Origin of the sequence: Paraglaciecola sp. L1A13 (assembly GCF_009796745.1) — a bacterium.
Classification (GTDB): Bacteria; Pseudomonadota; Gammaproteobacteria; order Enterobacterales; family Alteromonadaceae; genus Paraglaciecola.
The window spans coordinates 3,039,619-3,062,761 of record NZ_CP047024.1; the positions used below are offsets into that span (position 1 = coordinate 3,039,619).

Annotated in this window: 13 protein-coding genes; 2 read left to right on the forward strand and 11 right to left on the reverse strand. The window is 43.6% G+C overall.

Features of this window, described 5'->3' with window-relative positions; all coding sequences use genetic code 11:
• Positions 1-195 precede the first annotated feature (195 nt).
• The gene (gene ppsA / locus GQR89_RS12725) at positions 196-2,634 is read left to right on the forward strand and encodes a phosphoenolpyruvate synthase (protein WP_158770390.1); all 2,439 of its coding nucleotides are present in this window, start codon (positions 196-198) and stop codon (positions 2,632-2,634) included.
• A 341-nt stretch (positions 2,635-2,975) separates the two neighbouring features.
• Here the strand turns inward: ppsA and GQR89_RS12730 are convergent, their stop codons facing one another.
• The gene (locus GQR89_RS12730; RefSeq protein ID WP_158770391.1) at positions 2,976-3,590 is read right to left on the reverse strand and encodes a response regulator transcription factor; all 615 of its coding nucleotides are present in this window, start codon (positions 3,588-3,590) and stop codon (positions 2,976-2,978) included.
• Entirely contained in the window at positions 3,580-5,898 is a 2,319-nt protein-coding gene (locus GQR89_RS12735) for a PAS domain S-box protein (RefSeq protein WP_233268959.1), read from the reverse strand. Before GQR89_RS12735 ends, GQR89_RS12730 begins: the two co-directional genes overlap by 11 nt.
• A gap of 979 nt (positions 5,899-6,877) precedes the next feature.
• Between GQR89_RS12735 and GQR89_RS12740 the strand changes: the two genes are divergently transcribed.
• Positions 6,878-7,798, forward strand: a complete 921-nt coding sequence (locus tag GQR89_RS12740) for a cation diffusion facilitator family transporter (RefSeq protein ID WP_158770393.1) — start codon at positions 6,878-6,880, stop codon at positions 7,796-7,798.
• A 51-nt stretch (positions 7,799-7,849) separates the two neighbouring features.
• On the opposite strand, the gene nhaD is transcribed toward GQR89_RS12740, so the two are convergent.
• The 9 genes from nhaD to GQR89_RS12785 form a co-directional block, all read right to left on the reverse strand.
• Complete coding sequence (gene nhaD / locus GQR89_RS12745; protein WP_233268960.1) at positions 7,850-9,085, reverse strand: sodium:proton antiporter NhaD; 1,236 nt, start codon at positions 9,083-9,085, stop codon at positions 7,850-7,852.
• Between the two features lie 204 nt (positions 9,086-9,289).
• On the reverse strand, positions 9,290-10,774 hold the full coding sequence (locus tag GQR89_RS12750) for a TorF family putative porin (RefSeq protein WP_158770394.1): 1,485 nt from the start codon (positions 10,772-10,774) through the stop codon (positions 9,290-9,292).
• Positions 10,749-12,935 (reverse strand): Orn/Lys/Arg decarboxylase N-terminal domain-containing protein, encoded by a 2,187-nt coding sequence (locus tag GQR89_RS12755; protein WP_233268961.1) that lies wholly within the window; start codon positions 12,933-12,935, stop codon positions 10,749-10,751. Before GQR89_RS12755 ends, GQR89_RS12750 begins: the two co-directional genes overlap by 26 nt.
• A gap of 90 nt (positions 12,936-13,025) precedes the next feature.
• The gene (locus tag GQR89_RS12760; protein WP_158770396.1) at positions 13,026-13,994 is read right to left on the reverse strand and encodes an amino acid ABC transporter substrate-binding protein; all 969 of its coding nucleotides are present in this window, start codon (positions 13,992-13,994) and stop codon (positions 13,026-13,028) included.
• Entirely contained in the window at positions 13,991-15,370 is a 1,380-nt protein-coding gene (gene potE / locus GQR89_RS12765) for a putrescine-ornithine antiporter (RefSeq protein ID WP_158770397.1), read from the reverse strand. The genes GQR89_RS12760 and potE overlap by 4 nt, the downstream gene beginning before the upstream one ends.
• 51 nt (positions 15,371-15,421) lie before the next feature.
• Positions 15,422-17,770 carry an ornithine decarboxylase gene (gene speC, locus GQR89_RS12770; protein ID WP_158770398.1) on the reverse strand — a complete coding sequence of 783 codons (2,349 nt, stop codon included), beginning with the start codon at positions 17,768-17,770 and terminating at the stop codon, positions 15,422-15,424.
• A 405-nt stretch (positions 17,771-18,175) separates the two neighbouring features.
• Positions 18,176-19,519 carry a sodium:alanine symporter family protein gene (locus GQR89_RS12775; RefSeq protein WP_158770399.1) on the reverse strand — a complete coding sequence of 448 codons (1,344 nt, stop codon included), beginning with the start codon at positions 19,517-19,519 and terminating at the stop codon, positions 18,176-18,178.
• Positions 19,520-19,859: 340 nt separating this feature from the next.
• Positions 19,860-21,014 carry an MFS transporter gene (locus tag GQR89_RS12780; protein WP_199271320.1) on the reverse strand — a complete coding sequence of 385 codons (1,155 nt, stop codon included), beginning with the start codon at positions 21,012-21,014 and terminating at the stop codon, positions 19,860-19,862.
• A 923-nt stretch (positions 21,015-21,937) separates the two neighbouring features.
• A complete protein-coding gene (locus tag GQR89_RS12785; RefSeq protein WP_158770400.1) occupies positions 21,938-22,387 on the reverse strand; it encodes a Dps family protein in 450 nt (149 codons plus the stop codon).
• Positions 22,388-23,143 lie beyond the last annotated feature (756 nt).

The following is a 23,143-nucleotide window of genomic DNA, read 5'->3' on the forward strand; positions in this document are numbered from 1 at the left end:
TAATACATAACGATTTTGACGGGCTCGGCAGTATTGCTCGATGCTTCAGCAAGTGGATTTATGCGGTGAATGGAGTCAGTGCAGTATAAAGAGCAATCGCAAACGCTAATCAAGCTGTAAGGGTATCGGCTCTAGGCATCGTCAGGCGACACAATGCCCAGCTAAATTCTAATCTTCAGCACAAGGTACACTTTTATGACAGATTCAACACAATATGTTCGCTGGTTCAAGGAACTAAACAATTCTGATGTAGCTTTAGTAGGCGGAAAAAACGCTTCATTAGGTGAAATGTACCAAAACCTAACGGCAGAAGGTGTGCGCGTACCAAACGGATTTGCAGTGACCGCTGAGGCTTACAACTATGTACTTGAATCTAATCAGGCTTGGCCATTATTACATGGCGCTCTCGATGGACTCGACCCAGATAATATCAAAGACTTACAGTCAGGGGGCAAAAAAGCAAGGCAGATCGTATTAGACTGTGTGCTGCCAGATGATCTTAAAAGCGCTATTTTAAACGGATATGCTCAGCTTAAAGAAGAATATGGAAGTGACATTTCCTTGGCTGTGCGCTCCTCGGCCACCGCTGAAGATTCCCCTGAAGCCTCGTTTGCGGGTCAAAATGACAGTTACCTCAACATTAGCAGCGACGAAGCATTGCTTGATGCTTATAAACGTTGCTTGGCCTCAAACTTTACCGACCGTTCAATTCATTACAAATACGATAACAACTTTGACGTTTACACTGTTTTTCTCTCTGTCGTGGTAATGAAAATGGTACGCAGTGATATTGGTGCCAGTGGCGTGATGTTTTCCCTGGATACAGAAACGTCATTTAAAGATGTAGTATTCATTAATGGTGCCCTAGGATTAGGCGAAAATATTGTGCAAGGCACCATCGAACCCGACAGTTTCTATGTGCACAAACCCACCTTCAATTTAGGCCATCGCACGGTCCTGAAACGCCGCTTGGGTCAGAAAGAATTAAAGATGATTTTTACCGACAGTCTCAACACAGATAATATTGCAGTGGAATATACCGCCAATATCGACACCACCGAAGACGAAAGAATGCATTTTAGTATTTCTGATGCGGACGTCATGGTATTGGCTGACTATGCGATTAAAATTGAAAATCACTATTCTGATAATGCAGGCCATTATAAACCGATGGATATGGAGTGGGCTAAAGACGGCCTCGACGGCGAACTCTACATCGTACAGGCCCGTCCGGAGACCGTGTCGTCTCAAAAAAATGGCGCGGTTCTTGAAATCTATCATCTCAAAGAAACGTCCAAGATCCTTGCTAGAGGTCAGGCGGTCGGTACTCGAATTGGTGCCGGAAACGTCAGAGTTATCAACGATGTTGCGCTTCTAAGTGACTTTAAGCCCGGTGAAGTATTAGTCGCGGATACGACTACTCCAGACTGGGAACCGGTCATGAAAATCGCGTCAGCGATCGTTACAAACCGAGGAGGCCGTACCTGTCATGCCGCCATTGTGGCCAGAGAACTGGGCATTCCAGCTATTGTTGGAACCAATGACGCCACTGAACTACTCTCAAACGAACAAGCCGTTACGGTGAGCTGCGCAGAAGGTGAATTTGGTAATATCCATGACGGTATTCTACATTTCGAAATTGAAAAAACGGATCTCAGTCAACTGGCTCATCCGAAAACAGAAATTATGATGAATTTGGGTAATCCTGATCAGGCGTTTAGTCTGGCTTCTTTACCGGTAGACGGTATTGGATTGGCTCGGATGGAATTTATTATTAATGAATACATCAAGGTGCATCCGATGGCGCTACAACATCCTGATAAAACCGATGATGTCACCCGCAGCAAAATTAATGACCGGTGTATTGCCTATGAAAGTCCCCAAGACTTTTTTATCAAAGCCCTTTCTGAAGGTGTTGCCACGATTGCAGCAGCGGTGTATCCAAAGCCTTGTGTGGTGCGCATGAGCGACTTTAAAAGCAACGAATACGCGACATTGTTAGGCGGTACCTTTTTCGAGCCCGACGAAGCTAACCCTATGATAGGTTTTCGCGGCGCATCACGTTACGCACACCCTGCATACGCCGATGGTTTTGCCCTTGAGTGCCAAGCGATGAAACGGGTGCGAGATGAAATGGGCATGACCAATGTAAAATTGATGATCCCGTTTTGCCGTCGCGTACAAGAGGGGGAAAAAGTACTGGAATCGATGGCTAAAAATGGACTTACGCGCGGTGAGAATGGCTTACAAGTTTACGTTATGTGCGAGATCCCCAACAATGTAATTCAAATCGATGCGTTCGCTAAACTCTTCGACGGATTCTCCATCGGATCAAACGACTTAACCCAATTAACCTTAGGTGTGGATCGCGATTCGCAAATTGTTGCGTTTGATTTCGATGAACGGGATCCTGGTGTGAAAGAAATGCTTCGCCTATCGATAGAAGGCGCCAAACGTAACGGCCGTCATTCCGGAATATGTGGACAGGCTCCGTCTGACTATCCTGAAATAGCCGAATACCTCGTGGAACTAGGCATTGATGCCATGAGCCTCAATCCAGATACGGTGCTAGCCACCACTCGACATGTACTGGAAGTAGAAAAACGCCTAGCACAAACCGCTAAATCCGCATGAAAAGCGTTATTCACTAAACCGTTGTAAACAATGAAGTGGCAGCACTATAGTGCTGCCAATTTTGTTGCTAAAACCGAATGAAAATGCTGGAGATAACGGGCATGTAACAGGTTTTATTATTGTGGTTATCCCCTATTCAATAAACACCAATATGTAGAAATCCCCAATTTTAGTCGTTTATATTTACCGTTAATATAAGGGCTTATCAATTAACTACATTGATAAGCCTTTCAATATATAGCTTTTTGACTATCTCGGAGTCTATTGATAATAATCTTCGATGGGCTCTTTTTTCTAAGGAAATAAATAGTATTTTAATTAAAAAATCATCAGAGACGACACTAATCAAATTGCTCAGACATAATTTTAATTCGTACCAACTGAGCAAACGTCCCAGCTTCTAACTTTTCCATAACATGTGAACGATGAACCTCAACAGTGCGTTCGCTAATACGCAGATCTGCCGCAATAACTTTGTTCATAACGCCATCGGTCACTCGCTCAAACACTTCGCGTTCGCGTGCTGATAATAAATCCATTTTGCACTTATCTTTATTATTGTCGATCGCCATTGTGCGTTGATTTTCATCAAATTCCATGGCTTCATTGATACGGTCAATTAGGTCCTGTTCCTTGAGTGGTTTACGCATAAAGTCTAGCGCCCCAAGTTTCATGGCTTCTACTGCCATAGGAATATCACCGTGGCCCGTGATAAAAATAATGGGTAAACAGCAATCTAGTTGTTTCAGTCGTCGCTGAACTTGTAGTCCACTCATTTTGGGCATGCGTATGTCTAAAACGATACATCCTGACATTTCATCGCAGTATCCCCTTAAAAAAGCCTTACCAGATGCAAATCCTCGGGACTCTAGCCCAACTGATTCAAGTAGCATTTCTAACCCATCACGGACGGCTTCATCATCATCAATGATATAAACAGTTTGTTTAGTTTTCATCTAAATATTTCTCTTCGTAAATTGGCAACGTAAAGTAAAAAATTGCTCCCGCTGGTTTATTTTCAGAAAAGTGAATGTGCCCGCCATGCTCTTCAATAATACTTTTTGAAATGGATAGCCCAATCCCCGTTCCATTTTTTTTAGTTGATGAAAACGGTGTAAACAGTTTATCAGTCATAGATTTCGATAATCCACACCCTGTATCTGTTACTGATATCTGTACATTATTTTTCGCAACTCTTTTTGTTTGCAGCTCAATGATTGCTCCTTTCGCACACGATATTGATTGCATTGCTTCCATACCATTACGCAGTAGATTTAAAATCACCTGCTGAATTTGCACTCGGTCTACAAATAAGTTTATCGCGTAATCACAGGAGCCTACCCGTATATTGATATCCCGTAAGCGAGCTTCTGATTCTGCAAGGTGTCTAACTTCACCCACTAATGCCTTACAATCAACAACTTCTTTTTGTTTATCGCCTTGCCTAGTCATAACTTGTACACGCTCAAGGACCTGACCAGCGCGAAGCGCCTGTTGGCTTAGCTTTTCAAATAATACTGGGAGTTTTTCGTATTTACCAAGTTGGCAGAAATTTTTAGCGGTCTGTGAGAAAAGAGAAATAGCCGTCAATGGCTGATTAATCTCATGTGCGATTCCAGCTGCCATTTCCCCCATAGAATTGAGCCTGTGAGAGTGTGCAAGTTGCTCTGTATGCAAACGTGCTTGTTCTTCTGAAGCAAGTTGTTGAGTAATGTCTCTGATTAATGCAACAAACATCAAGTTATCGCAATTATAAATTTCACTAATTGATATATGAATTGGGATAATTGTTCCGTCTTTGTGCTTAGCGGTAAGCTCACGGCCAATTCCAATAATATGTTTCTGTTTAGTCTTTAAATATTCTGCTACATACTGTTCATGGTTCTCGCTACAGGGATGAGGCATCAAGATTGTGGCATTCTTATCTTTCACTTCATCAAAGGCATAGCCAAACATTTTTTGTGCCGCCTCATTAAAACTTTGAATTAACCCTTTGTTATCCGTAGTGATAACCGCTTCAACCATAGAGTTTACTACCGCATCAGAAAAGGCATGGCTTTGAATAAGGTCAATCTCTATCTGTTTTATAGACGTGATATCAGTAACGAAACCTTCAAGTATTGCCTCTTCATGATAACTGGAAGTAACTGACTCTCCTTTTTCCCAGACTAACCGAACGTCATTATTTTTATCTAAAATGCGATATTCAAGCTCATATAGGCTCTTTGTTCTTATCGCTCGGCTAACGGTTTGACATACTTGCGCATAATCTTCTGGGTGAATTAAATCACCCCATAAAATATTATGTTGTTCAAATTCAGTTTTGTTATAACCGGTCAACGCCTCACAACCGTCACTGACCAATATCATCGGCCAATTCGTTTTATTAAACGCTTGGTAAGCCATTCCTGGTAAGTTCTTAAGGAGATTTTCAGTTTTTTTACGGTCGTCTTTGATTAGCTTTGCCCTATATTGCGAATACATTGCCATATAGGCGGCTATCGCGATAAAAAGGCTGAGTAGAATACCAAGCAGAATTAATATCTTGATCATTTTATAATGAGAATGCACAAGAAACTCATTGTCAGGCACCAAGTCAATTTTCCAGCTTAGGCCTTGTAGTTCAAAGAATGTTTGCTTGTGCCATCTGCTATCAAGCGGTGACTCGCTGTCTTTATCTGAATAAATCTTTCGATCGTTAATGTATAGCGTTAGGTTATGTTCAGTGAGCAAGTAAGTTGGCAAAACCGCCTGAATATATAAATCGAAAAGTAGTAAACTCCCAATAAAACCTTCTAATTCTCTGCCTGTTTTCGTTGTACTAAAAACAGCAACATACATACCCAATCCAGTTTTTCCATGAACCGATTCAACTGGGGTCGTTATAACAGCGCTGTCGCTTTTTTGCGCTTTCAATACTGCTGACAATGCGAGAGGGGTTAATGCCAAATCAAAATCTAATGCGACTTCGTTTCCGCTAATGGGCGTTATTTTGCGGATATGAAAAGAATTATCAATCCAACCGATAGCCTGATAGCCCCAATGAGTATCATATAAAGTCTGGCTAACTAATGCCCAATCGTCATCAGACATATCTGATGCAACTTTAGCCAACTTAGCAAATTCAGTCAGCGATGTGATGCGTCGCTGTATATCATCTTCGAGCAATATTCTAATACCATTGGCGTTGCTTGTCGTAACGCGATCGATATGCGCTCGCTCTTGTGTCTCTATATACAATATGGCGAATGTTATTAAGAACACAGAAAATACACCCGCGATTATCGAACACCACAAAATAATCGTTTCCGGAGAAAAGGGGATTTTCCGTCTGCTCCTTTTAAAATTAATGATCATGTAGACTGGCGTCTCATTGAATAAAAAATTTGGATTAATTCCTTTAACACTTTGTTTTATAGGGCTAAACACGAAATAGCGGTAAAAATAACTCTATTTTTGTTTCGCTAATTATTCGTTAAATTCAACGGTGACCCCCAATCAACGGTGCCCCCCAAATTGAGTTTCACTATATTTTTATTAAATACGCCAGAGCACCCAGTTAATTGATGATTAAAACCAAAAATTCTAACAACTTATCCATGGAAGTGTATTGATGTGTATCAATAGAAAAGTTAAATAACAAGCCAACAACGAAGTCGTTCTTCGTACCTATTACAACTAACTTAGAGCTAAAATTAAATAATAATAATATTAGTGAAGAAGTATTTAACCCTGTTTTACCAAGGTGAAAAAATCAAAATCTGGACGTTATTAAGATAACTACCCATGCTCACCAAACATGATACAAAACTGTATGATTTTGAACTTACGCTAGATCCAAAATTAAATTATTCACACTAATATTTACGTTAATTATCCCGATATAGTGGAACCTCATGGCGCACAATAAAAACATTTAATCTGCAGATTTAGCACTGTGTTAGTCATTATATAATCTAGGTAAATGACCCTTAGAGTTCTTAACTACCATTTAATAACGCAATAGCAAAAACAGTTCTAATTTTGAGACTAAAACCGTTTTATTATCTTGGTTTCCGGCTTAATTAGCTTTAAAATATATCCTCTAATTAAGCGGCGTTCAGATCAAGAGTTAAGGTGTCATTTAGCCGTTAATTATAAGTAAAACAAATCCCACACGGCCAACACAAACATCTGCTTGTCCGGTCTACTTTTTTAAAACACTCAGTGTTTTATTCATACAAAATAATAAGAGGTTATTCTGATGGTTGTCGACACAGCCTCACTCGATGAACAACGTTTATTGCGGTTATCACTTTATGCAGCTGGTGCATTTGTTTTAATGGCACTCGGTTTCGCATTACTAACGAGATCAGGGTCAATATTGTTTGATGGTATCTATTCACTTATTTCATTCTTCATGACAGTACTTACCGTTAAAGTAGCTAACCTTGTTGCTCGACCAGATGATGAACGATTTCATTTTGGTTATACCGCTATGGAGCCCACTCTTAATCTTTTTAAATCACTTATTGTGATCGTAACATGCGTATTTGCAGTTTTTGGTGCCTTCAATCGCTTATTAGCCGGCGGTAATTCAGCCGAATATGGGCTTGCCATTGTCTATGGCGTATTGGCTACAATTGGTTGTTTTTTGGTCGCATGGATAATGAAACGACGTAGTCAGCACTTTAAATCTGACTTAGTCGGAGTTGAAGCCAAAACTTGGTTTATAGATGGACTGCTAAGTGGCTCTATTTTGCTCGGTTTTATCATCGCTTGGTCCTTCGAGCACTCAACTTTATCGATATACGCCCCGCAAGTTGATCCGATTTTGTTGATTATATTGGGGCTAGCGATATTACCAATCCCAGGGAAGATACTGCTTGAAAGCTTAAAAGAAGTTGTTAACAAAGCCCCACCGGAAACAGTAGTTAAGGAAATTGAACGACGATTAAAAAAATCTTTGCTAAATATTAATTACGATCACGTCGAGTTACGCGTGAGTAAAAGAGGTCGAGATCTCTATTTATTGGTACATGTCGTGGTCTCAGATTCATTCGCAAATGAGACAGTTAGTCAGCTCGATGAAATACGCCGCAACAGTGAAAAAGAAATGAAAAAGTGGAACCCAGCAATCATGATCGACATGTTGTTCGTCAGAGACCGTTTGCTCGCAGGGTAATAACTAAAGAGGCGCTTAAAAAATTTGACGTTTGCTGCGCTTCGACAAACTTTACCTATAATTATTTAACAGAAAATGCGTACCAATACCGGCGATATATCCCAACATAATAACTGGCGTCCATCTTAAATGACCGAGAAAAGTATATTGTCCTTTTGCGCTCCCCATCAAGGCGACACCAGCGGCCGAACCTACCGACAACAAGCTACCACCTACTCCGCAGGTGAGCGTAATTAACAACCATTGATTTACGTCCATCTTAGGTTGCATACTGAGCACAGAAAACATCACGGGAATGTTGTCGATTACTGCCGATACAGTACCCAGTATGGCATTGGTTTGGGTAGCACCTAATGTGCCGTACAGGTAGTGCGATGCAAGCCCCATGTAGCCAATAAACGTCAGCGCACCAACACTAAACATAACCCCAAAAAAGAACAGCAGCGTGTCCCATTCTGCAGCACGTACTGCTTCGAAAATATCATATTGAGGTTCTGTATCAACGCGTGTACGCCTTAAGTAATATGTCAGGAACATTAAAAGTGACATGCCCATCATCATGCCCATGAAAGGGGGCAAACCTAGAAATTGCTCAAATGCCACTGCCATTGTAATAGTCACAATACCTAAGAAAATAGTACGCCTTGCACCGCGCGTCATTAACGTGCAGTCCTTTGTTGGAAGCGGAACGCCCTTCGGTACAAAAAAACTCATTACTACGGTAGGCACTAGGTAGGTAACTAGCGCAGGCACGAAAAGAGAGAAAAACTGAGTAAACTCTACGTGACCAGACTGCCATACCATTAAGGTAGTGATGTCGCCAAACGGACTAAATACGCCACCAGCATTAGCGGCGCAAACAATACTCACCATAGCAACACTAACGAATTTCGGTTTATTGGCACCAATGGCTAGTACTACGCTTCCCATCACCAGTGCGGTGGTTAAATTGTCAGCAAATGGCGAAAGAAAAAACGTAATAAGTCCAGTGACCCAAAACAACTGCCGGTAACTTAGTGCTTTGTTAACCAAGTAGGCGCGCATGGCAGCGAACACATTCGTTTTATCTAACATGCTGATGTAGGTCATTGCACAAAGTAAAAAAAGCAGCAAGCTCGCGTATTGATCTAAGTCGTGAGTGATTGCTTGACCAAGTTGCTCACGACTCATACCAAACTGCGGTGCGGCGTACGCGATGATTAGCCAAATAATGCCAGCTCCCAACATCACGGGTTTCGATTTGCGTATCTGCGTTTTCTCTTCGGTAATCACGAAGAGGTACGACATTACGAACACCAATAGACAGAATATAGCCCAAGGGTCATCCGTAGCTTGAATAGGCAGTTGGTCTCGCGGTTCGATGGCAAATGCATTAAAAGATAGAAATGAAGCACAGCACAAGATGATGAGGATCTTTAGCCCCTGTCTAATTATGTTATGCAACGAACAGTATTGTCACGTTATGCGCATCCTGCGGTCATTATCATATTGTTAAAACGAGTAAGAAACATTCGCAACCAATTTATCGTCGGCCTCCCCGCCTGTGTTGTCGCGATCAGCTGCTGAACTGGTTTGCGTTGCCGTAAGGCCTATATCAAATTCACCTACATCATATGATAAGCCCGCACCCCACCAATTATAAGAGTTGCCAAAGTTAGATCGGTCATAGTGACCTACCTCAACGTTGAGAGAAAGTTTTGCTATTAGGTCAAAATCGGCCGTGCCTTGGTACCAAGTTCCAGTCTCGTCGCTGGCAACTTGATCGTTTGAATAGCCAATTTTAGCACCCCAACGACCATAGCTTGCGCCAACTATCAGCTCACCATAATCAAAATCTGTCTCAATGGAGGCCTCTATGCCCGGATAGTTGTAATAAACATAGCTTATGTCTAAGCCAAATCCTTCCATTGGCTCGAAGCTGTAGCCTAAGTAGTAGTCAACTTCAAAGTCGGCGCCGTCATTAGGTTTTCCGGTGGGTACGTAATCAACGTTTGAGACCCAAATACCGGTATAGATACCGTTGTCCCAACCATAGTCTACTGAGAGCTGCACCGCGGGATTATCTTCGGTTTGACTAACCCCCTTACTCACGTAGTTAGACACAATATCCACACTGGAACTAAAGCCCCTAAAGCCTTCCCAGCGTTCCCATTCAGCCTGTTCAAAGACATCTGAACGCGCACTGAAACTCATCAACAAGCCTGAATCTGTGACATCGCTCAAATCAAGTCCATTAGCAACGCCTAGCTCTGTGAATAATTCATCTCCTCGGCTGCTTGTGTCATGGTACCTCAGCCCAATATCGAAAGGGCCAAAACGCTTATTGACGCCCACTGAATAATAATTATAACTCCCCCCTAAAAGGTCGTCTGCGTCATGATATCCGTACATGGCATCAAGCGTGTAGCCTAGCATGAGGGGATAATGCCCAGCCAACTCATACAGAATGCTGTCTTCTTTTAAGGTATATCGATCGTGACCGTAGTCCGCTTTGAAACTAACCAGGTCACTATAGAACACCTCAGCAAATACCTCCTCATAGCTCGAATTATCCGTTGTCGAGCCTGGAAAATTAATATAATGCCCACTGACTCTTACTTTCCATAAATCGGCAATCGCCCATTCGTAACCGGCAAATCCGCGAAGTGATACATACAAGTCTTGGTTTGGTAGCCCGTTGGCAACGAAATCGATAGTCTTTGCCTGAAATCCTGCTATCCATCCAGACGGATCTTTGTAGGCGATCCAAGCTTGTGCGCCAGGATCGCCCAATGTACGGCTAAATCCATGCTCTACATCATCGGTAGACAACGTGCCTGATACGCGCCAGCGTTCATCTTTACCTGAATCTTGCGCTTGCACGGACAATGAAACAGCAAGTCCAATAATTACCGCCAGTGCAAGTCGAGAGTGACTCCAAGAACGGTAGTGATTTTGACCCCGATTTTGGTTATTTTTTAAGTACTGAAACAGCATATTCCATCCCCTTATTATTTTTATCAATTGTTAGGCCGTGTGTTTCAGCTTCAAACCCCGGAACCTCGGTACTTTGCTCGCGCGCCATTTCCAAGTATTCCATAATAGGTTTACACTTTTGGTTGTAACGCTCACCCGGCATAATCAGCGGAATACCCGGCGGATATGGTACAATCATCTCTGCCGCTATGCGTCCGTCGAGCTTGTCAATGGACACCATCTCAACCTCGCCGGCGACCAGCTTGCGGTAGGCTTGCGCTGGTGTCATCACCATGTCAGGGAGTTGATTGAACATGGTATTCATCACCTCGGGTGTTTTATGATCGCAATAGAACTTGTGTAAGTTGTCGCAAAGGTTTCGCAAGGTCATCTCGGTGTAAACATCTGGGTACTTTGCGACCAGTGTTGGCAATGCAGATTTAACCTTCGCACCGCTGTCGTAAAGTCTTTTGAATTGCAGTAGCTCTGTGAGCAAGGTGCTCCATTTTCCTTTGGTGATCCCCAACGAAAATAAAACAAGGAATGAGTAGAGGCTGGTCTTTTCTACCACGATGCCTCGCTCCCACAAAAACTGAGAAACGATCGCAGCGGGAATACCTTCCTCCTCCATTAGTCCGTCAATAGTGAGACCCGGTGTCACTAACGTCACTTTTATGGGGTCAAGAAGCACATAGTCATCGGCTAAGTCTTTAAACCCATGCCATTTATCGTCGGGTTTAAACACCCAATCTGCCGTTTGCGGTGCTTCCGGCGTAGCATTAGATTTAGCGCGAATAATATCGGGTTGCCACACTGTAAACCACCAACTGTCTTGCTCACTGCCAACATTGGTCATTGCATGCCTAAATGCCATGGCCTCGCCGTGAATGTCGTCAATTAGGGAAGGTCCGCTCTTACCCGCCATCATCTTGGTGGCAACGTCACACGACGCAATAACGCCATAGTGTGGCGAGGTGGACGTGTGCATCATAAACGCTTCATTAAAATGATTGGGGTTCACTTGACTGCGCGTTCCCTGCTTAATATGGATCATTGATGCTTGAGAAAAGGCAGCAAGTAATTTGTGCGTCGATTGGGTGGTAAAAGTAGCGGGCCCAATGTCCGTTCCATCCACATCAGCCATACCAAAGCGTTCCTTGTAGAACTCATGAAACGCTGCATAGGCGAACCAAGCCTCGTCAAAGTGTAGGTAATCCACGGCCTCTGCTGAGGCACGTTTTATCATACTCACGTTGTAGCAAATACCGTCGTAGGTTGAGTTTGTCACTACCGCGATACGCGCCCTTTTAGGTGCTTTATCAATGAGTGGATGCTCAGCTATGCGCTGCGACATATGCTCGGGCGTGAACTGTTCATAAGAAATGGGACCAATGATACCCAAGGCATTGCGACTTGGTTCGAAGTACACGGGTGTTGCGCCGGTCATAATTAAGCCATATAGCAGGGATTTGTGGCAGTTTCGATCCACGAACACCACATCGCCTTCGGTGGCAATGGCGTGCCAAACAATATGGTTGGCGGTGGAGGTACCGTTTGTAACGAAGTAGGTCATATCTGAGCCAAACGTTTTCGCGGCTTCATGTTCTGCTTCTTTGATAGGCCCGCTGTGATCCATCAACGAACCTAATTCCGGAACCGATACAGATAGGTCAGAACGCATTGTGTTTTCGCCAAAAAATTGATGGAACGCAAGCCCTACGGGATCCTTGGTAAACGCCACGCCACCTGCATGCCCTGGTGTGTGCCACGAATAATTCGAATCCTCTGTGTGTTTTAACAAGGCTTTGAAAAATGGCGGTAACAGTTGATCGATATACTCGTTCGCTGCGTGTATAATCTGTTTTGCAATAAATCTTTTAGTGTCCTCATAAAGATATACGATCCCACGGATATCGGGTAACAGATCGCTTGGTAGTCCTTCAATTGAATGTCGCTCGCCAAAAAGAAAAATCGGTAGTTCATCATTGCGACGGTGCATATGCGCAATGAGGCTACGTAGCGTCTCGAATTGATGTGGACCCTCCTCACTGCCTTCTAAGGAAATAAGAACGGCCGATACTTCTGAATAGGTTAAGACAGTTTGCCCAGCATCCTCAATGCTGAAACCGCCAATTACTTTAACACCCTGAGTCTCAATTTCTTCAACGAGCAGCCTGATCAAAATTCCACACATTTTTTCAGAGTTATAGTCGTTATCGATAATCGCGATTGGGAAGTTTAAATCATGCTTTAACATCGTTAATTCCTAAATTTATTTGGGTAGGGCTGAATGAGTGAAAAGGCTTTCAGCGGTAGCGTCAGGCTGACCGAAGAATGGTTTGTAAATCTCATTTATCTGGCCTGAGTGATAAAGATCACTGAGCGTACTGTCAACTAGCAAGCGGAAGTCTTCATCCCCTCGTTTTAGCGCTAGCGTAATAGGCTCGTGGGTAAAATATCGATGGATCACAATCAAATCGGTGCTGTCAGGATTACGCATGACTGAGTCGAGCAAGATGGCGCGGTCGCCGAACATAACGTCAGAGCTGCGTTTGAGTACATTGTCAATGCCGTCTTTATAGTCAGCAACTTCAACAATAGTTTCTATTATCGCAAACTCTTTAATTCTCTCTTTTACCCAAGCCTCAGCACTCGTACCGGCTATTACCGATACGGTGCGCTGTTCTAAAATTTGAGCATAAGAGGCGCGCCAGCGAGGTCTAAATGCAGGCTCCTCTCCGGCGAGTAAGGCTCGAAATTTTTTCGGAGCATCCACACGCGTCAACGCACTGATACCGCTAGCAAAAATAGGTATGGAGAAGGATACTAGTTTGCGCCTTGCGATGGTTTCAGTAGCAGCGCCACACAGTAAATCTATTTTACCGTTGTTTACTGCACCGAAACGTTCCTCTCCTGTTACTGGTACTTCTTCAATCATTAGCTCAGGTATTCCTAGCTGTGCCTTTGTCTCCTCTACTATTTTTCGGCATAACTCAATCGCATACCCAGCAGCATTTCCTGCTTTATCACGATATGAGAATGGCCTGTCGTCAAGCCGAAACCCTAGACGAAAAACGCCGGTTTCTTTAACCCGATCCAAGGTTTGCTTCTTAATAGATGGTATATCTGCCATCTCCTCGTTCGGCATCTGTGCACTAACTACTGGCGCAGTTGCGAGTGCAAAAATAGTCATCACGCATAAGCTAAACTGTTGCCATTGTTGTTGTTTTAAAAGTTTCATGACGCGTCCTTTTGTTCGCTTGATTTTGATTCTGATTTTGTGTTTGTTTTCGCTAAAGTACTTCCCTTAACTTCGAATTTTGGTGACATGAAACCGTAAATAAGATAGCCAAGCATCATTATCAGGATACCGTCGACCACTGCGCTCGCACCCGAAGCATATAGTGCATAAATGCTGTACAGCACTGCGACAGAAACGACTATTGAGTTGCGTATATAGACATTTTTCGTCACTTCCTCTTTGCGCATCATTACCATCAAACCAGTTAGCGCAATTATGTAAGGAATAACATTGGTCACGACTGATAAATCAACTAACACGGCGAACTGCTCGGTAAGACTTGCCGATGCACTCGAAAAAGCGAAAATAGTTTGCACGATACCAATCAAGATCATGCCCACCACAGGTGCGCCCATCTTGTTTACTTTTCCCAAAAACGCGGGGAACATTCCCGCATCAGCGGCTAGCTTACCGCTTTGGGAAATTGTAAACTGCCAGCCTAGTAATGAGCCAACACATGCCATAGCAGCCAATGCCATAACTATGCTGCCCACTATTGGACTAAACATCTGCGTATAAACAAGTCCAAAAGGACTAGTGGAATTAGCGAGTTCCGCATTTGGAACAATACCCATAATGACGCTTGTAGATAAGATGTAGATAACCGCAGCACCAGCAGTGCCAAGCATGCAGGCCAAAGGCACATTTTTACGTGGATTTTCAACGGCGCCTGCACTTTGCGCAGCTGACTCCATACCCAGAAAAGCCCAGAGAGTAAGTGTGATACTAGAGCCGAGGCCTTCAGCAAGGGTGAGCCCCCCAGGGTTCCAGCCTTGCATAAACGTCTCGGTACTGAACCAAAACCAGCCAATTATCGACAGGCCGGCAACCGGAATGATCACGCCCCATACCGTAAATGTACCAATTTGCCCGGTTATTTTCGGACCGCCAAAATTAGCAGCCGTGGTAAGCCAAATTAGCCCAATAACGCCTATTACAATGGCCATTGGCGAAGAGTTAAGCCAAGGAAAGAAAGGAGCAATATAGCCTAAGGCAGCAATGGCGATTGCTACGTTCGCAATCGCTAGCGAAATGTAATAAAGGTAGGACACCATAAAGGAGCCTGAACGCCCGTGAGATTGCTCTGCATATGCTGGCATGCCGCCGGCTTTACGGTCGAAAACACCCGCTTGTGCAAATCCATAGGCGATGGCCATTGAGCCTATAGCGGTTATAAACCAAGACAGCAGTGAAATGGCGCCGACCTGTGCCATGTTTGCCGGCAACATAATAATTCCAGATCCCATCATGTTCACAGCCACAATTACCGTGAGCTGCGTGACCGACATTTTTTTATGTGACTTTTGTTCTGACATAATTATTTCCTGTTAATCGTTAATGGGGGTTAATGGCCCACTGCGACCTCACTATTTTTCGGATACTACGTAGGTATGAAACTTAATCTTACCTTCGACATGTTCCTGATAAACGCCTTGCACTTCATAGGCAAAGCCTGGGAATAGATTAAAAGACTCTTCGAAGTTGTGAAAATAATCGAGCATCGGCTGAGCCCGTTTATCCCAGCGTTCACCGGGTATAATCACACCAATCCCTGGGGGATATATCAACGCAAGCGTTGCGGCAATGCGCCCATTAATATCATCTAGCGATACATAATCGACATCGTTTGCAATCAGTGCTCGTGAAGCATCCTGAGGTAACATCGCAGGCTCAGGGAAACTTTCAGCACGGAAACATAGACGCTGAAGCTCTTTGATGTTTGAGCGTTTGTAATAATCGTGCATTTCATTGCAGACTTGTCTAATGGTGTAGTCTTTATAACGTTCGCTGTTCGCTGCATGCAAGGTAGGTAGTACATCCTCCATAGGTGCGTCTCTGTCCCACAATTCCTTAAATCCGACTAGTTTAGCGATCAGTGTATTGAGCTTGCTTTTGTCCTCTGCGGGCGTCATAAGAAATAGAATACTGTTTAAATCGCATTTTTCAGGAATAACGTGTTGCTCACGCAGGTAGTTGGCAATAACTGTAGCGGGTACACCAAAGTCAGCATACTCACCTGTTTTGCGATTAATACCAGGCGTTAGTAATGTAAGCTTGTTCGGGTCTACCATGGCATACCCTTTAACATAGCCTTTATAACCATGCCATGGATTTTCAGGGTCAAATTGCCAGCATTGCTGCTCACGTTTTAGAACATCGGTAGGAATATTTTCCCACGCCATATCCGTTACATCTTCCATGTACTGCGATCCGCTAACGCTAACTACGTCTGGCACAAATGGGTCGAAGAACCATTTTTCTTGATCGGTTTTACCCACACTTTCATAATGCCGCGCGATTTCGCGAAATGTTTTTCTAGTGTCGATACCCAGTTCAATACATTGATCCCACATCATCTCGCCGCTTTTACCTTCGTGGATTTTTGCGTTCACATCTAGGCATGCAAACAAAGGATAAAATGGAGATGTCGAAGCATGACGCATAAACGATTCATTGAAACGTTTGTGGTTGATATAACGTTTTTGATCGTGAAGGTGTCCATCACGTTTATGAATTTGCGAGGCCTGCGAGAAACCCGACAGCTGTTTATGCACAGATTGGGTTGAAAACAGCCCAGGCATATCAGGTCCTAGGTCTTTGATGCGCATAGGGCTGTGATCTTTGAAAAGCGGGTGAAAAGCGTTGTAACCAATCCACGCTTCGTCCCACAATACGTAGTCGCATAAATGACCGATTTTCTCTAACACTCGCTTGGCGTTATAAACCGTACCATCGTATGTGGCGAGTTGAATAATAGCTAATCTGAACGGTCGTTCAGCCTTGTACAATTCTTTGTCTTCAACCAAGGGGTTTTGCTTAATTTGCTCACGTAGGTAATCCTCATCGAGAGCATCCCAGTCCATTGCGCCAATCATGCCAAACGCGTTGCGCGCCGTGGGCAAACAAATAGGAATGGCCCCTGCTTGCACCAATGCACCATTGTGCGTTGACTTGTGATTGTTTCTGTCGAATAAAACCAAATCACCGCGCTTTAACACGCCATTAGCCACCACTTGATTGGACGTACTGGTACCGTTAAGTACAAAGTAGGTTTTATCAGCACCGAAGATTTTAGCCGCGTGTTTTTGCGCCCGTAACGCTGCTCCTTCATGGATCAGAAGGTCGCCTAAATCAACGTCAGCATTACATAAATCATTGCGGAAAATTTCTTCGCCAAAATGTTTGAAGAATAATTGCCCTGCAGGTGACTTTTTATAAAATTGTCCGCCTTGATGGCCCGGACAATCAAAGGCAATATTCGCTTCGTAGTCATATGCCAACATTCCGCCAAAGAAAGGTGGCAATAGGCTCATGCCATACTCAACCACACTCGCGATAACTTGTTTTGCATAAAAAGTCGGTGTTTGCTGCCCAAGGTAAATAAACCCAGTAGTTTCACCTAATCCCTCAAAATCGCTGATATCAGCGAGTTTATAAGAGTTAGCAATGGCCCAGCCCGGCGTTTTGTTACCAGTTTCACGTATCGCTTTTGCAAGTTGTACCGCTTTAACGCCGTTTTCACCGTCAACCGACACGATGTAGGCACCTACAGAAGCGTCTTCAAAAACGTCGCGCTGATACTTCTTGGTCACCTCAATTTCATAGCCCTGTGCTCTTATAGCTTGCAGTAGCTCATGAACCTGCGCGTCGTTGTCATCTACAATAGCTACAATTTTAAGCAGCTTGTTAAAGGGAATTGAATTGGTTTTAGCCATTAGGACAGTCTCCGAGCTGAGTTAGTGGTTTGTGATAACGTTATTGATTAATCCTGCAGGTTTTGTATTTTCAATATAAGAAAATGCAAAACTTGCAATAATTAATAATCTATTAAGCCACTAGAATGCGCGCGTTTCTTAACTAGGGATATTAGGGATACCCACAATTCGTGTGTGGATCCCCCGTGTTTATTTCGTAGTTTTAAGGGGTCCTTCTGCTAATATCTGATGCGAGAATTAATAAAAATGACGAGAGAGTGATTAAACTAAATGCAAGTGGGAGGGAAGAGGGCAACTTGATGATATTCTCTACTTTGAGTGCTTACGGTAACTATTGGCGTTATTTTGGAGATGCGATACGTGATTCTCTATACTAATCGGTTTGTCGATAACAATATTCTTATTTCAGCCATCTACTGATGTATCTTTGCCGGCAAAATAATCACGTGAGATGCTAAAAACCAATGGTGCTAAAAGTAACAATGCGAAAAGATTAGGTATTGCCATAAACGCGTTTAAGGTATCAGCAACCAGCCAGATAGTATTTAGCTCAATCTGGGTGCCAACTGGGATAGCCAAGACCCAAAGAATGCGAAACGGCACAATAGCTTTGGTTCCTAGCAGAAACACCGTGCAACGTTCTCCGTAGTAGCTCCAACCAATCATTGTTGTAAAAGCGAACACACACAGTCCAAATGTCACCACCATATCGCCACCCGGAAATGCAACTGCATACGCTGCAGCAGTTAGATCTGCGCCATTGTTGCCGCTTGGCAATACGCCAGTAATAACTATAACCAAGCCAGTAATTGAACAAATAACTAAAGTATCGATAAACGTGCCCAACATGGCAATCATCCCCTGCTCTACCGGCTGATTAGTGCGGGCAGCGGCATGCGCAATTGGCGCACTGCCCAAGCCTGCCTCATTGGCAAAAACACCGCGAGCTACACCAAAACGAATAGCAGCCCAAACAGATGCGCCCGCAAAACCGCCCGCTGCTGCTGAGCCGGTAAACGCTGAATTGACAATTTCAACTACCGCGCCTGGGATAGCCGATAGATTCATCGCCAGTACAGACAGCCCCATCAGCGTATAGCCAATGGCCATGAACGGAACCAGCCACTCAGCAACCGCCGCAATGCGCTTTACCCCGCCCAAAATAACGGTGCCAACCAGCAACATAAGCACGCCACCCGTAAGCCACGTCGGCACAGAAAATTCAGTATTGAGAACTTGACTAACTGCATTCGATTGGACTGTGTTGGCTATACCAAATCCCGCCAAACTGCCAAACAGTGCAAAAACAAAGCCTAGCCAGTGCCAGCGCTTGTTTAGACCATTACGGATGTAGTACATAGGTCCACCACTGAAGTTGCCGTCGGTATCCCGCTCGCGAAAACGCACTGCACACACCGCTTCACAATACTTGGTCGCCATACCTAATAGTGCTGTTATCCACATCCAAAAAAGTGCACCCGGACCGCCCAGCACCATGGCCGTTGCAACGCCGGCGATGTTACCGGTACCGATGGTGGCGGAGAGTGACGTCATCAAGGCACTGAAAGGACTTATATCACCAGCACCCTTTTCCTTTCGCCCCTTTAATAATTTACCAAGCGCAAACGGAATTTTACGTATCGTTAAAAAGCGCAAACCCACGCTGAGATAGAAGCCGGTGCCTAGCAGCAACATTAAGGTGGGCGGGCCCCAAGCCCAGCTGTTTATCAAAGTGATCCATTCAAACATGCAGGGTCTCCGGACATCTCTATTGTTGTATAGAGATATTTTCGAATAATAATTTTCGTTTTGAATTTCCCATATGGGCAAATCAGGTCACATTAATCAACAATGTAATTGGCCATAATATTAAACACATTTCTGATTTATTTAAATTAGGGCTACCCACAATGTTTATGTGGATTACACGCCTCTTTTAGGTAGGTTTCACGTGCATCGCCATTGTGTTTAGTGCTTCAATCCGTAAACAAGATTAGTCGATACTAGATTTTTGTAAGCGTTTTTTGAATAAGAAGGTTTAACGTTCAGCTCGCATTGTCCAAATAGATATCCAAATTAGAATTTAACATCAACCCAGCGTGCGTTTTGCTAATAATGCGATGACGCTGGAACAAAGAAATAGGAACAGCGCGAAGTACACCACGCTGACAATAGACGACTCCACTATTAACCGACCGCCCACATAGCTAGCAATCATGATGGAGAAGTTAAATACACTAGATTGAACAGACGTTGCGACGTCTTTTGCAGATTCGATCTGTTTACTCACCGCCGCTTGGAACATCGTTACCACAGGCCCGAAAGCAACACCCCATAAAAAGAATGCAAGATGCGCCAAACCGTTGGTACTACTAAATAGAATAAACATCGCCATAGAAATTGCACCAAGGCCTAACATGCTCACAATTAGCGTTTGCAAGTACTGATCTATATAGCGAGCGAAAATAACCACCGAGACAGCAGATCCTATGCCAAAAATGATAAGAGCTAGCCTTATCCCGCCTACAAAATGAATGCTTTCAATAAGCAAACTAACGTAGGTATAAACAGCATAGTGTGCTGTTACGGTTAGCGATGTCATGGTCATAATAATTAGCATTGAGGGCATTTTGAGCACTGTAAACGGCGAATTGCTTTTACCTAATTTTTCCCCCTCGATAGAAGGCAAATATAAATATATAAGCAATGCAATGATGGCAATAAGCAAACCAATCAGAATAAACGGCGCCCGCCAGTTAACTAGCGTTCCTATTGAGGTTAATACCGGCACGCCAATACTAATGCCCAGTGTAACACCAGCCATGACTACTGCGATGGCTCGGCCATGCTGGTTCGCGGGCGCAATGCGAGTGCCGTAGGCCGCAATCATCGGCCATAAAATACAGGCGCAAATACCACCAACAACTCGGCAAATTATAATAAAATGATAGGAAGAAGAGAGCCCAACAAGCACATTAGATATCGATAATCCAATTAGCAGCCACATCAATAATTTCTTTCGATTTATTGCCAGCGTCAAACTGATCATGGGTATTGTAAAAACAGCTGTCGCTAAGGCATAAATTCCTACCAGAAAGCCCACTTGTGTGTGGTCTATCCCTAAGCCCTCAACCATCTGAGGCAGTATACCCGAAGGCAGCAACTCAGGAAGGATCGCCATAAACGTTACGCTGGACATTAAGCCCATTATAAACCATGGGAACTTTTGCGGTTTTGATGACATGAAACGTTATCCTGAGTTATATCTTCGCCACACACCGACCGCGCGATTAGCAATGCGATGACCTCGCGTTATTTACGTATCATGACGCCAGTGACTAGCGTTGACTTTCAAATTCTGTATACGCCCTTATCAGTAACAAAAATACCTGTCTTAATATGTAACATATTAAGCATTTTGATAGTGCAAAGTGCAACATTATTTACCCGCTAACAAGGGCCTATTTATTCGTAATATAACGAGCAGTAAAGTTTCTTCTAATAACTTCACAAGGCCGAAAAACACTGGAATAACTTGAGTAAACGAAACCTCCACCTGATCAACATTTAAGAATACCTAAATACTAAGCATATTTCGCACTAGCATATTCAATGTTCCTAACGGAGTAATAATTAACTCAATTGGCCATTCAAACCCACCTAGAAAGATGACCAGGATTGATGTGGGTATTAAGTGAATGACCACTTGTACGCGCTACCGTATACAAGAACCTATAGCAACTAACCATGCAGCAAAGGTTAGATAAAAGACGGCAACCACTGTCATTACATAGGTAGAATACCCGTCGATAAAGTGAGATGTTGCGCATAAATCAAAGCGCACTGGGCCACTTAGCTCTGTTGCTTGCTCTGGTGAAACTGAAACGGTTAGTTCGTGCCTGCGTTCAAGTTATGCTCATAGCGCTTGCTCCGCGCTTGAAAAGCCACGTAGCTGGAGGCTATCGAACGTAAAATAAGCGCCACTATTTACCCCCTATTTTTCCAGTTTCTGCGCATACCTTGAATCTTGGTAAATTCGACATTGGTGTATTTTTTACCATCGTCGTATGTACCAGCTTATGTATTTGTTGGCAGCGACGCTGAATAAAAACGCTCATGCTATTGATTTACTTGCCCTACTCTCTACCGCTGCACTTAAATCTGCACTTAAACAAGCATTGACCGCATCATCCACGCTGCTTTTTCATGGACTGTTTGACGATCAATTAGCAAGCCTGCAGAAGGCTCATCACCCGCATTTTGAGCAACCTGAATGGCTTCAACAAGCGTCGCGATTATGCTTTCATTATCTTTAGCCAATTCGCTTAACATGCCATTAGCTTTAGGAATATCTTGGTTTTCTTTAATCGTTGCCAACGCTGCAAATTTAGCATAAGTCCCAGGAGCATAAGCACCTAGCGCTCGAATTCGTTCAGCGATTACATCTAACGAAGCCCACAGATCTTGGTACTGCTCTTCAAACATTAAATGCAGTGGTCGAAAGTTAGGACCCTCAACATTCCAGTGAAAGTTGTGTGTTTTTAGGTACAGAACATAGGTGTCAGCAAGAACACTTGATAGGGCTTTAGCACAATCATTTTTGGCATTTACATTCATAGTTGTTTTCTCCTAACGGTAGGGTTGAGGGTTGTTTTTTCCCTTTGAAATCTAAGTCGCTATAAGGCATTTTCCTTCTTTCAATGAAACAATGAAATTAGGAATATCCACAGTGGTCTGTGGTCACCCCTTAGATTTATGTTGCTGTTTTGCTGGATCAGCGCATATTTATTAATTCTTGGTGTAAAGTGCCTGACGGCAGACCATTTTTGCCAAGTCTTCATACAACGATTCACCGCATTGAACAGAACCATAAAACCAAACACTGGCCGATTACCAGTCTGGCAAAGATGCGCACATTTTCTCTACAATCAAATATCCGAGTCGGCTGTTTATGTATATATGCAATTTTACGTTGTCCGCTAAAACATCGGCCGTCAGTTTTGACAAAGTCCCAGTTCGGTTGAACTGTGGAATAGTCCAATGCCTTGAGCCACTGGATTTTTGGCGAGTTGTTTCATTCGAGCAATCAACAAAGTGATGCCGATGCCTCCGCCGATCCAGATTTTACGATTAGCAGAGTCATCGAAGGTAAAAACACCATAAGGCCGCTCGGCATTTGCGAACCTGCTGCTGGGGCTCCCCTCTATGCCCAAGTGCATCCAATAAAGCATAGGCTGGTCAATCCTATCAGTATCCTCTACAGACTCAGTTTGATATTTGTTAGCATAAATGTTCTGTCCATATAAACTTCCTTGTTAAGCGTTCGCCTACCATCAAAACAACACCGCTCGCAATAAAATCCCACCTATTGCT